This window comes from Vibrio sp. 1167 (assembly GCF_033340375.1).
In the GTDB taxonomy this organism is placed as follows: domain Bacteria; phylum Pseudomonadota; class Gammaproteobacteria; order Enterobacterales; family Vibrionaceae; genus Vibrio; species Vibrio alginolyticus.
Genome location: NZ_JAWOWK010000002.1, coordinates 260,579 through 273,274 on the forward strand (window position 1 = coordinate 260,579; position 12,696 = coordinate 273,274).

General features: G+C 44.4%; 11 protein-coding genes. 7 read left to right on the forward strand and 4 right to left on the reverse strand.

Annotated features, from left to right (window positions below; all coding sequences use genetic code 11):
- Positions 1–22 precede the first annotated feature (22 nt).
- The 7 genes from pspA (at position 23) to R7Z78_RS04605 (ending at position 7,362) form a co-directional block, all read left to right on the forward strand.
- Positions 23–694 (forward strand): phage shock protein PspA, encoded by a 672-nt coding sequence (pspA, locus tag R7Z78_RS04575; RefSeq protein WP_005378119.1) that lies wholly within the window; start codon positions 23–25, stop codon positions 692–694.
- Between the two features lie 14 nt (positions 695–708).
- Positions 709–942: an envelope stress response membrane protein PspB gene (gene pspB / locus R7Z78_RS04580; protein ID WP_005378117.1), complete on the forward strand. Its 234-nt coding sequence runs from the start codon at positions 709–711 to the stop codon at positions 940–942.
- On the forward strand, positions 935–1,324 hold the full coding sequence (pspC, locus tag R7Z78_RS04585; protein WP_025766867.1) for an envelope stress response membrane protein PspC: 390 nt from the start codon (positions 935–937) through the stop codon (positions 1,322–1,324). Before pspB ends, pspC begins: the two co-directional genes overlap by 8 nt.
- A 161-nt stretch (positions 1,325–1,485) precedes the next feature.
- Positions 1,486–2,517 carry an efflux RND transporter periplasmic adaptor subunit gene (locus R7Z78_RS04590; protein ID WP_005378114.1) on the forward strand — a complete coding sequence of 344 codons (1,032 nt, stop codon included), beginning with the start codon at positions 1,486–1,488 and terminating at the stop codon, positions 2,515–2,517.
- Position 2,518: 1 nt separating this feature from the next.
- Positions 2,519–3,616: an efflux RND transporter periplasmic adaptor subunit gene (locus R7Z78_RS04595; RefSeq protein ID WP_005378112.1), complete on the forward strand. Its 1,098-nt coding sequence runs from the start codon at positions 2,519–2,521 to the stop codon at positions 3,614–3,616.
- Complete coding sequence (vmeI, locus tag R7Z78_RS04600) at positions 3,613–6,723, forward strand: efflux RND transporter permease subunit VmeI (RefSeq protein WP_085569587.1); 3,111 nt, start codon at positions 3,613–3,615, stop codon at positions 6,721–6,723. The genes R7Z78_RS04595 and vmeI overlap by 4 nt, the downstream gene beginning before the upstream one ends.
- Before the next feature lie 72 nt (positions 6,724–6,795).
- Positions 6,796–7,362 (forward strand): DNA-3-methyladenine glycosylase I, encoded by a 567-nt coding sequence (locus tag R7Z78_RS04605; RefSeq protein WP_005378109.1) that lies wholly within the window; start codon positions 6,796–6,798, stop codon positions 7,360–7,362.
- A gap of 24 nt (positions 7,363–7,386) precedes the next feature.
- Here the strand turns inward: R7Z78_RS04605 and R7Z78_RS04610 are convergent, their stop codons facing one another.
- The 4 genes from R7Z78_RS04610 to cls form a co-directional block, all read right to left on the reverse strand.
- A complete protein-coding gene (locus R7Z78_RS04610; protein WP_104975230.1) occupies positions 7,387–8,247 on the reverse strand; it encodes a lipase secretion chaperone in 861 nt (286 codons plus the stop codon).
- Between the two features lie 12 nt (positions 8,248–8,259).
- Entirely contained in the window at positions 8,260–9,165 is a 906-nt protein-coding gene (locus R7Z78_RS04615; RefSeq protein WP_053307435.1) for an esterase/lipase family protein, read from the reverse strand.
- Between the two features lie 248 nt (positions 9,166–9,413).
- The gene (locus tag R7Z78_RS04620) at positions 9,414–10,619 is read right to left on the reverse strand and encodes a cystathionine beta-lyase (protein ID WP_169644476.1); all 1,206 of its coding nucleotides are present in this window, start codon (positions 10,617–10,619) and stop codon (positions 9,414–9,416) included.
- 211 nt (positions 10,620–10,830) lie between these two features.
- The gene (gene cls, locus R7Z78_RS04625) at positions 10,831–12,285 is read right to left on the reverse strand and encodes a cardiolipin synthase (protein ID WP_053303198.1); all 1,455 of its coding nucleotides are present in this window, start codon (positions 12,283–12,285) and stop codon (positions 10,831–10,833) included.
- Between the last annotated feature and the right edge of the window lie 411 nt (positions 12,286–12,696).

The following is a 12,696-nucleotide window of genomic DNA, read 5'->3' on the forward strand; positions in this document are numbered from 1 at the left end:
AGGAAAAAAGAGGAGTTCCGTTATGGGTATTTTTTCTCGATTTGCAGATATCGTTAACTCAAACATCAGTGCATTACTGGACAAGGCGGAAGATCCTGAAAAAATGATCCGTCTTATCATTCAAGAAATGGAAGACACACTTGTTGAAGTGCGTACTAACTCGGCTAAAGCGATTGCAGACAAGAAAGAGTTGGCTCGTAAGGTTGAAACGTTAGAAGAGCAAATTGGCGAATGGGGTCAAAAAGCGAGCTTAGCATTAGTTAAAGAGCGCGAAGATCTAGCTCGTGCAGCATTAATTGAAAAGCAAAAGCTAGAGCAAGTAATTAAAGGCCTCCACACTGAGCAAACCTTAGTGGAAGAAACGATCGATAAGCTTACTGGCGAGATTGGTAAGTTGGAAAGCAAAATTGCTGAAACGCGCGCAAAACAGCAAGCACTAGCAATTCGTAACCAAACTGCATCTAACCGTCGTGATGTACAAAAACACCTGCACACTAGCCGTACTAATGAAGCGATGGCGAAATTTGAGCAGTACTCACGTAAAGTGGATGAAATGGAAGCGGAAGCAGACCTATATGCTCAAACTGGTAATGCTAAATCGCTAGAACAAGAGTTTGCAGAGTTGCAGGCACAAGACGAAATTGAAAAAGAGTTGGCAAAACTGAAAGAACAGATGTCATCGAAAGATAAATAAGAAAGGAGCCATTTATGTCGGCATTTTTTATAGCAGGACCAGTGATTGTCTTTTTAATCTTTGTCGCTCCACTATGGCTCTTCTTACACTATCGCAGCAAACGCAAAACAGATAGTGCACTGTCGAGCCAGGACTTAGAGCGCCTTCAGGTACTATCTGAAAAAGCAGAAGCGATGCAGTCCCGAGTTGATACATTGGAGCGCATCTTGGATGCTGAGTCACCAACATGGAGACGCAAGTATGAATAATCGAGAACTGTATCGTGATCCAGTAAATGGCAAAATCTCCGGTGTTTGCGCCGGAATTGCCAACTACTTTGGTGCAGAAGTTTGGTTGATTCGTATTGTAGTGATTTCTGCAGCGCTGTTAGGTGGTACGTTTTTGGTATTGTTAGCGTACATCGCGATGGCGTTTATGTTAGAAAAGCAACCAGTAACGTATTCTGAAAATATCAGAGCGCAGCAAGAGCATACGCTCAAAAGTAAGCCTTGGCAGAAAGGGCAAAGCCCTGATCAACTGCTCAGTGTGTTGGAAAGGGATTTTGACCGTCTTGATGGCAAAATTCGTAACATGGAAGCGTATGTTACGTCTGATACATATAGGGTGAACAGAGAATTCAGTAAGCTCTAGGCATTTTGTATCCAAAGAAGATTTAACTGAAGCAGGCATAAAGCCTGCTTTTTTATCACAAATTACTAATTTTAAAGCACTATTAATCTTTTCTGCTCTGGAAGTTCGTTCAAAATTCATCTACTTTAAAAATAATCCCCCAATTTTTATGGATGAATGTAATGAGAAAATTGCTCATTCCTATTGCCATCTCGGCTGTCTTGTCGGGGTGCGGTAAAGAACTTCCTCCTGTTCCTGAACCTGAATCGCGCCCTGCGAAGCTATTTACAGTATCTGTTGGCAATGCCCAGTTTGAGCGACATTTTCCTGCCACGACGGAAGCTGGCGATAGAGCAGTACTGACATTTCGAGTTCCTGGGCTTCTTCAAACGATAGAAGTGAATGAAGGTCAAGTCGTCAGTAAAGGTGATGTTTTGGCGTCATTAAACCCAGATGAATATTCTCTGCTCGAACAGCAAGCTCGGGCAAATTTTTTGCTCGCAGATGTGCAATACAAGCGATACCAAAAGCTACGTAAAGACCAAGTAGTATCTGAGCAAGATTTTGATGAGGCTAAAGCGAATCACAACTCGGCAAAAGCTCAATGGAATCAAGCAAAGGCAAACTTAAGGTATACCAAACTTGTCGCGCCATATGATGGCACCATTTCGTACATTCCAGCAGAAAACCATGAATATGTTGCCGCGAAAGAAGGGGTGATGAATATTCAGTCCAACCAACTCCTCAAAGTGATATTCCAAATCCCAGACTATCTTCTAAATCGTTACACGCAGGGGAGCGATGTCTCTGCCAGAATGATATTTGATGCGTTCCCCGAGCGAGCCTTTGACTTAACCTTTCAGGAAATCGATACAGAAGCCGACCCTAAAACGGGCAGTTACAAAGTCACGATGGTCATGGAGCGGCCAGCAGAAATAGGCCTTTTGCCGGGAATGTCTGGCAATGCTTACCTCCTGTCCAAAAGTGCAGGAGCGACAAAGATTCCTAACTCCGCGTTGCTAGAAGAGAACGGCAAAACATACGTTTGGCGTGTCGATGAGCAAGGCATTGTGTCCAAAGCCGCAATTGAGATGAATGACAAAAATCAAGTGTTAGCTGGGCTTAACGATGGCGACCAAATCATTATCTCGGGTGTCAGTGTAATTGAACCCGGAATTAAGGTAAGAGCGTGGATTAAGGAAAGAGGGTTGTAATATGAAAGGAATCATCTCTCTAGCGACTTTACTTTCAACGCTTTTTCTCGTTGGCTGTGGGGATAAGGCGCCAGAAAAAGAGCTCGAAACGCCACGAGTTAGGGTTACGTCATTAGCGGGAAACAAGGTGGACGACAACTTGTACTTCCCTGCGGTTGCGAATGCAGCGGATCGCTCTCATTTGAGCTTCAGAGTGGCAGGAGAAGTCAGCCGCATCATGGTAAAAGAGGGCGACAAAGTCACGAAGGGTGATGTTATTGCAACGCTAGATCCCACGGACTATGAGTTGGATGTAGATAATGCGAGTGCGCGTTTTTCTGTTGTCGACAGTCAGTATCGCCGCTCACGCCCTTTGGTTGATAAAGGCCTATTAGCTAAGTCTCAGTTTGATGAAATTGCAGCACAACGACAAATCGCCTTAGCTGAGCTTCAGTTAGCCAAACTTCGTCTATCATTTACTGCCTTAAAAGCGCCCGTGGATGGGATTATTTCGCGAGTTAATATCGACCAATTCGAAAATGTTCAAGTCGGACAGCATATCGTTAATATTCACAGCTTGGAGCGAGTCGAAGTGTTGATTCAGCTTCCTGACCGCCTCTATGTGAACCAACCGCCAACGGAAGAAAGGCTTACCGCGATCAAAGCATTAGTGCGCGTGCCCAGTGGTAACGAATATAACGCGACGGTAAAAGAGTTTACGACTGAGCCCGATCCAACAACAGGTACGTTTACTGTCACACTGTCGCTTCCTATGCCGGAAGAAGAGTACATCCTAGATGGGATGGCTGTTGAAGTAACGTCTAAAGACGAGAATGTTGGGCTTGATTTAAACCTAGGAATTAATGTCCCTATCGAAGCCATTTTCAATGCGGACGGTGACGAGCTGGGACGCGAAAACAAATTTGTTTGGGTACTGAATGACGACAATACGGTATCGCGCAAACAGGTGCGAGCAGGTAAGGCATCTAAAACGTCCATTCAAATCCTTGATGGTCTCATGCTCAAAGACAAAGTTGTGATTGCCGGTGTTTCTCGATTAAGGGATGGCATGAAAGTGGAAGTGATACAGGAAATGGCTACGCAGGAGGCCGGTCTATGAGCGATCTTAATAAATCAGTGCCTCAAAGTGATGATGATGTGACCGGTATTGCTGCGTACTTCATCCGAAATCGCGTCATCAGTTGGATGGTCGCACTGATATTTTTGATTGGTGGTATCGCCGCATTCTTTGGTTTAGGGCGTCTTGAGGACCCTGCTTTTACTATTAAAGATGCGATGGTAGTGACCTCTTACCCTGGTGCGACACCGCAACAAGTCGAAGAAGAAGTGACGTACCCAATCGAAAAAGCGATTCAGCAGCTTACTTATGTTGATGAAGTCAATTCGATTTCTAGCCGGGGATTATCTCAAATCACGGTCACGATGAAGAACAATTATGGCCCTGATGATCTACCACAAATTTGGGATGAGTTGCGCCGTAAAGTGAACGACCTTAAAGGGACGTTGCCTCCAGGTGTGAATGAACCTCAAGTGATCGATGATTTTGGTGATGTTTACGGGATTTTGTTAGCGGTGACTGGCGACGGTTATAGCTATAAAGAGCTACTGGATTACGTCGATTACTTACGCCGAGAGCTCGAACTGGTTGATGGCGTGAGTAAAGTTTCGGTATCTGGGCAACAGCAAGAGCAAGTGTTCATCGAAGTATCGATGAAAAAATTGAGCAGTATAGGTCTTGCTCCGGATACCGTGTTTAATCTTCTTTCGACGCAAAACGTAGTTTCTGACGCAGGAGCGATCAGAATTGGTGACGAGTACATCAGAATTCAGCCGACTGGCGAGTTCCAGAGTGTGGATGAGCTAGGCGATTTGTTGATTACTGAGTCGGGTGCTCAGGGGCTCATCTTCTTGAAAGATGTGGCGGAAATAAAACGTGGTTACGTAGAAGTCCCGAATAATATTATTAATTTTAACGGCAGCCTCGCACTAAACGTGGGTGTTTCTTTTGCTGAAGGCGTCAACGTCGTTGAAGTCGGAAAAGCGTTTGATCATCGCCTTGCAGAGCTAAAGTACCAACAACCTGTCGGTATCGAAATTTCGGAAATCTATAGTCAGCCGAAAGAAGTGGATAAATCGGTTAGCGGTTTTGTTGTGAGCTTGGCTCAAGCTGTCGGTATCGTCATTATCGTACTTCTGTTCTTTATGGGGCTACGTTCTGGGCTACTTATCGGTTTAATCTTGCTGCTGACGGTGTTGGGTACGTTCATTTTCATGAAGTATCTCGCGATAGATTTACAGCGGATTTCATTAGGTGCCTTGGTTATCGCGTTAGGTATGCTGGTGGACAATGCCATCGTTGTGGTTGAGGGGATTTTGATTGGTACTCAAAAAGGGCGAACTCGACTCCAAGCAGCGACCGACATTGTTACCCAAACAAAGTGGCCATTACTTGGGGCAACTGTGATTGCGGTAACTGCATTTGCGCCAATTGGACTGTCTGAAGACTCGACGGGCGAATACTGTGGCACTTTATTTACGGTTCTGCTGATCTCTTTAATGTTGAGCTGGTTTACCGCTATCTCGTTGACACCATTCTTTGCTGACATCTTCTTTAAAGGCCAGAAGATTAAACAAGGTGAAGGGGAAGAAAATGATCCATATAACGGGGTTATTTTCGTTATTTATAAAAAGTTTCTTCAGTTTTGTATGCGTCGTGCTTGGTTTACCGTTGTGGTGCTGATTGCGGGATTAGCGGCAAGTGTTTACGGGTTCACCTTTGTGAAGCAAGCGTTTTTCCCATCTTCGACAACGCCGATTTTTCAGTTAGATGTATGGATGCCAGAAGGAACTGATATTCGAGCAACCAACACAACGCTTAAAGAGTTAGAAAGTTGGTTAGCTAAGCAAGAGCATGTTGACCATATCACGACGACCGCGGGTAAAGGTTTACAGCGCTTCATGTTAACGTACGCGCCAGAGAAAAGTTATGCGGCTTATGGTGAGATAACCACTCGTATGGAAAATTACGAAGCGTTGAAACCATTAATGGCGAAGTTTCGAGAGTATTTAAAAGCCAACTACCCAGAAATCAATTACAAGCTCAAACAGATTGAGTTAGGCCCTGGTGGTGGTGCAAAAATTGAAGCGCGCATTATTGGTTCAGATCCAACCGTCCTTCGTACGATAGCCGCTCAGGTCAAGGACATCATGTACGCCGATCCTCAGGCAACAAATATCAGGCATGATTGGCGTGAACGAACCCAAGTTCTTGAACCTCAGTTTAACGAGAGTCAGGCACGTCGCTATGGCATTACAAAATCAGATGTCGATGACTTCTTGTCCATGTCATTCTCTGGAATGACGATAGGCCTTTACCGAGACGGCACGACGCTCATGCCTATCGTGGCTCGTTTACCAGAAGATGAGCGCATTGATATTCGTAACATCGAAGGCATGAAAATATGGAGTCCAGCACAGAGTGAGTTTATCCCACTTCAACAAGTCACAATGGGTTACGACATGCGTTGGGAGGATCCTATCATCGTACGTAAGAACCGTAAGCGTATGCTCACTGTGATGGCAGACCCTGATATTCTAGGTGAAGAAACCGCATCGACGTTGCAAAAACGTTTACAGCCCCAAATCGAAGCGATTCAAATGCCTCCTGGCTATTCACTAGAGTGGGGTGGTGAATACGAATCTTCTGGTGATGCTCAAGAGTCGCTGTTTACTACCATGCCAATGGGGTACTTGTTCATGTTCTTGATCACTGTATTCCTATTTAACTCTATCAAAGAGCCACTCATTGTTTGGCTTACCGTGCCGCTGGCGTTAATTGGCGTCACCACTGGTTTGTTGGCACTCAACACGCCGTTTGGTTTTATGGCATTGCTCGGCTTCTTAAGCTTATCGGGAATGGTGCTCAAAAATGGCATCGTATTACTGGACCAAATTGAAATTGAAATGAAGTCCGGTAAAGAGGCTTATGACGCGGTCGTTGATGCTGCGGTAAGTCGCGTCCGTCCCGTTTGTATGGCTGCTATCACGACGATCCTTGGTATGATCCCACTGTTGCCAGATATTTTCTTCAAACCAATGGCGGTTACGATTATGTTTGGTTTGGGTTTTGCGACAGTCCTGACACTGATTGTCGTGCCAGTGTTGTATCGTTTGTTCCATAAAGTGGCAGTACCGAAACAGGCTTAGTGCTACTGATATAACGATGAAAAATATCGCGCCTCTAGCTCATCAGTTAGAGGCGCTTTTTAAGGAAGAATAATGACAGAACAAAAAACGTGTGCGTGGGCGATGAATCACCCATTAGAGCGCGAATATCATGATTCCGAATGGGGCGTGCCAGTATATGACGACCAAGTCCTGTTTGAATTTATTACGTTGGAAGGTGCGCAAGCTGGCCTTAGTTGGATCACCATCCTTAAAAAGCGCGAAGGTTACAGAGAAGCGTTCGAGAATTACGATCTAGATGCGTTGGAACAAAGAAATGAAGAACGCGCTGAATACATCGTGGAAAACTTCGATGTTGTGAGACATCGCGGAAAGATTAACTCGGTATTCAGTAATGCCAAAGCGGCCAAAGCGTTAATTGCTGAATACGGGAGTTTATCAGACGCGTTGTGGCAGTTCGTGGATGGCGAACCAATCGTCAATCAATGGCAACATATGAGTGACGTACCAGCTTCGACAGAGCAATCCAAAGCCATGAGTAAATTCCTAAAAAAGAAAGGCTTCAAGTTTGTCGGTGAAACCATCTGTTATGCTTTCATGCAAGCCGTCGGCATGGTGGATGACCATATCGTTGGATGTCCTAAAAAGCAGAATAAGTAACGTTTGGCTATTAAGCTAATGTTGTTAGTTCTGGCTATCATGAATACGTTCCAAAGCTTCGATTCGACGCCATTGAGTGGCATCGAAGCTTTGTTTTCTTAAAGCAATGATTTCTGCCTGTTTTTCGTCTTGCCCTAGAAAATCTCTATTCAGAATATTTTGACGCTGCTTTAAGTAAGTGGCGAGTTGAGTCTCAAATGATGCTCTTTTCTCATCAAGCTTTTGCAGCCTCTGCGCTCCGGCATCTCCTACCAGAGCAACACGGGCGATGTACTTGTCTTGTGAACCAAGCTGAGAAGCTTGCTCGAGCTGCTTTGCTAATGCGTTATTGCGTTCACTTTCTCGTATGTAATCCGGTTGTTCTGATAACGCTTGATTGAGAAGGTGTGTTTGACTCTCGATATCCGATGCCTGTGTTTTAATCGTCAGCTTTTCTAAAGCAAGTTGGCGAAGTCGGTTTTCTTCGTCAAACAATTGGGTTATCTGCACCTCGTTAAAGTATTGAAGCTGTAAGTTCAGTATTGCTTCATTCAGCATGGTTAACTGTTCAAGCGTTAGGTGGTTGTGCTCAAAAGGCTCTAATGCAGTGAGTGCTTGCTTGTAGGAAAGGTAGGCTTGAAAAAGTGTGGCATCAATATTCAGAGTTTGCTTTGCTAAAGTGTCATCATTGACTTCCGCTTTGATCGTATCGAGATCTTCTTCGCCCAGCCGGCTAAGAGAATATTCGAAGAAGTCTTTTGGTGAAGAGACATCGGCGGCTATATCTTGCTGAGATTGCGAATGGTTAGAGGTTATCTCTTGTTGTTTGTCGCTTTGCAACAGAGAAAGCGCTCCCACGCCAAATATCGAGAGCAGGATAAAAGTGGTGAGAGCGACTTTCTTCATTGTGATGACCTCTTATAAACCTTGAAGTTTGAGACGATTTGCATGTTGGCGATAAAGCGTGACTGGATCGGTTTCAAAAAGATGATGAATACCGAGTAGACCGTTAATTTCATCCAAATGGTTCATTTGATAATCATCACGTATGACTTTGCCCAAATGTGTGCTGCACGCACCAACTAAGCCATCATTTGGCCCATCAAAGGCTAAGCCAAGTACCATCATGGCAGCGTCGGTCGGATCGAAAACGTTTGTAAAAGTGGATGATCCGGTCCATGAGTAGTAATAAACGCCATTTGAAGCCAGAAAGTCACCATTACCACATTCACTGGTAGGGACTCCCTCCGGGTAGTGTTGGTTAAACGCTAATGATCCTTCCGTGGTTAATGCTGCTAGTGAGGCTAAAGGGTCTTGGTCGAGATCAGAACCACCTGATAGAAGATTAATAAGAGTAGTTAAGCCTTGCGCCAGTTTTACCGCGAGCTGCTCACTACCCGAACCCTCAGATACGGTGCCACGAACTAAATCTGCTACTTTAGACCCTTTATTAACGCCTCCTATACTCGTAACTGATGCGACTAGGTCAGGACGGACAGAGGCAACATAGCGCGTTGTTGGACCACCATGACTGTGACCAATGAGATTGACTTTCTCTGCGCCTGTTGCTGCAAGTAAGGTTTCAACTTGAGCAAGCAGTTGCTCCCCTCGAACTTCGCTGCTATTGGTCGCGGATACCTGTGCAACATAAACCGTAGCGCCATCTTTTGTTAAGGAATGTGGTATTCCGAAAAAGTAATCAACGCCTGCCAGGGTATCAAAACCAAACAAACCGTGAACCAGAACAATCGGATACTTGGTTTGGGTATAACCTGTTGCAGCGTGTACGGAGGTTATTGGGACGGTAACTAAGGTAAAAAGCATTAGCGCTATAAATTTGAGTTTCAAAACTATCTCCTTGTGGTATGACCTCTTATGAATGATAAAAAGTAGGAGAGAAACTCTAAATTTGGAAAGCCTATTTGTGGCACATTATTTCATTCTGTGACTGCTCAATTGAAAAACAACACAAATGATTAACATTAATTAATGGTTCGGGTGAATGTTAGTTAATTCTAATTAAGTCAGGGGCTTATAAAAACGCCCCGCAATGCAGGGCGATTCAATCATTGTTATAGGGAGGCTTCTTTTTCAAGCATTAAGGCATTATAACGCGCAAAACCAGCCTCTAAATCAGCGATCAAGTCATTTACGTCTTCTAAGCCAATATGAATACGAACCAAAGTACCTTCAAAGTGTGGGTGAGCTATGGTTCTCAGGCTGTTAAAGCTCTTAGGTTCGTTAGCTAGAATGAGGCTTTCATAACCGCCCCAAGAGTAACCCATACTGAAGTGTTTCATACCATCAAGCAGAGCCGTTATCGCTTTTGGATAAGACGTTTTGAGAACAAATGAAAACAAGCCGTTTCCGCCTGTGAAATCTCGTTTGAAAAACTCATGGCCAGGGCTTGTTTCTAAAGCTGGATGGCGGACATGATCAACTTCTGGGCGAGAAGCGAGCCACTGAGCGACTTTTAAACTGCTTTCTGCGTGCTGTCTTAGGCGAACATCCAACGTGCGAATACCTCGAAGACCTAGGTATGCGTCGTCAGGAGAAACGCACTGACCCATCAGGTAGCTTTGTTCACGAAGCTGACCCCAATACTTTTCAGAAGCCACAGCAGTACCTAGCATGACATCTGAATGTCCAACAATATACTTAGTTGCCGCTTGAATGGAAATGTCTACGCCATGCTCGAAAGGAGAGAAGTTCACGCCTGCTCCCCATGTGTTGTCAAGCATCACGATGATATCTTGCTCGTGGGCAATGCGCGCTAATGTAGGTACATCTTGGACTTCCATGGTTATTGAACCAGGAGACTCCAAGAAAAGGACTTTGGTATTCGGCTGAATCAAGTCTCGGATACCTTCACCGATCATTGGGTCATAATAGGTGGTTTCGATGCCCATTTTCTTCATTATGGTGTTACAAAAGTCACGAGTTGGTTCGTAACAAGTGTCCACCATTAGAATGTGATCGCCAGTTTCAACGAAAGAGAGGATGGCGTTTGAAATTGCTGCCGTTCCACAAGGGTAAAGCGCGCAACCAGCTCCACCTTCAATCTCAACCATTGCGTCTTGGAAAGCAAAGTGCGTGTTGGTGCCTCGGCGACCATAAAACAACGTTTTGTTTGCACGATTAATGGTGGCTTGGTTCTTTTCTGCAACGGTATTGAATACCACAGTTGAAGCGCGTTGAACGGGTGGGTTTACAACACCATTTGTCCACTTTTTATCGCGGCCAGCGGTAATGAGTTTGGTTTTTTTTCCCTCTGACATAAAAGTTCCCTGTCTTAAATATTGCGGTTTTGAATATTTAAAACATGGACGACGTAGGTTATGCAAGGGAAAAGTCGACTATCAGCCAATAACAGCCAAGATGAACAGGTAATGATGTCGAGAGGTATCGTGTAGATAGGGAGCTAAAAGAACAAACCTCCAGCAGGATGCATGTAGCGCTGGAGGTTTTTTAGTCGGTGTATTTGAGGTATTAGAGGAGTGGGTTGAAGAGATAGAACACTCGCTCTAAGAACCGAGAAAATAGGCTCCTTTTCTCCCACTCTTCCAATACAACAGTGTGAGATTGCTTAATATAGCTATCTTGTAACCAAGACATTTGCTTGGTGAACTCTTCGTCATCAACGGCGAGGGTCACTTCGAAGTTCAGCCACAAGCTGCGCATATCCATGTTTACGGTGCCAACTAAACAGAATTGGTCGTCAATTACGACAGATTTTGTATGCAGCAAACCACCATAAAACTCATAAATCTTGACCCCTGCACTCAAGAGCTCACTATAAAAAGCGCGTGACGCCCATTGCACCATCATAGAGTCATTTTTATGGGGAATAATGAGTTCAACGTCAATGCCTCGTTGTGCTGTCATCTTTAACGTTTCGAGTAAATCAGCATTGGGCACGAAATATGGTGTTGTGATTCGTACCGAGCGATTGGCTTGGTTTATTGCCAATGTTAATACTTGATAGATCAGATATTCCGGCATACCTGGGCCAGAAGGCACAACCTGAATAGGGTGTTGGAATTCACTCTCATCGATTTTACATTCAGGTAGTCTCGGTAAATGGCGTTCGCCAGTTTCGACTTCCCAATCCCAACAGTGGATGGCACTCAATACGTTTACCGTTGGTCCCGTAATGCGAACCATGATGTCCACCCAATGCCCAACGCCACTATTTTGCTTGAAGTAAGCCGGGTCAACCAAGTTCATTGAACCGGTATAAGCAATTTCATCATCAATTACGATGATCTTGCGATGCTGGCGAAGATCAAGACGACGTAAGAAAATACGCCACATCTTCACTTCTAACGCTTGAATAACTTCAATTCCAGCATCCTGCATCATTCGATACCAAGGACTTCTGAAAAAACGCGGGCTACCTGCTGAATCGAGCAATAGCTTGACATCTACGCCGCGTTTAGCCGCTCGGATAAGTGCAGAAGCGACAGAGTCAGCCAAACCACCTGGATGCCAAATGTAGAATACCATTCGAATACTGCTCTGCGCGTTTTCGATGTCTTCAATAATGGAATGCAAAATCTCATTAGGTGACTGTTGCAGCGACAATGTATTACCGCTCAATGCGGGAAGACCAAGGCGGTTGTTACAAAGTTCATCAATTCGGTAGATGTGCCTTCCCATCGTTTCTGGGTTGTGCGCGTTACAGTCGTTAAGCTGACTGAACCACTTCTCGAATGGTGTAAACATCTCTTTCGCACGTTCGGCTCGTTTTCTGCCTAAGTTCAGTTCACCGAAGAGGAAATAACATGCGACACCCAGAACGGGAAGGATATAAATGATCATTAGCCAAGCTAAAGACACGCTCACTGCACGGCGCTTTAAAACGACACGAATGGTCACACCTGCGACCAGTAACCAATATAGCCCGATGCCAGCTAAAGTAAGAAAGTGATAAAACTTGTCCATATACGCTCAGAGTAATATGCCCTTCTAGGATATTAAGCATAAAAGTGGGTTGGGGGAATAGATTTCCCATTTAGACGTGGGATTGACCTTATATGAGGAACGAATTTCATAACAGCTGATTCTGTTATTTTAATGTGAAAAATAAGGTCATTCTTTAACTTTTGAACAAAAAAGCAGCATTTAACCTGCGTAACTCGACACTTGTGCGATAAATGTACTTTTTTGGGGTTCCAATTTTAAAGGGGAGCTGCTTTACTTTCTAGACATAGTGCGTCGAACGCTTATTTTATAAGTGTACAATAATTTTTACATAAACTTTTTAGACGCCTATCTCTATGCATACACAACAAACTAATTTTGGAGAAAAAGCGTGGCTACAACTAATACAGCAGCACCACGTGATACGTGGGG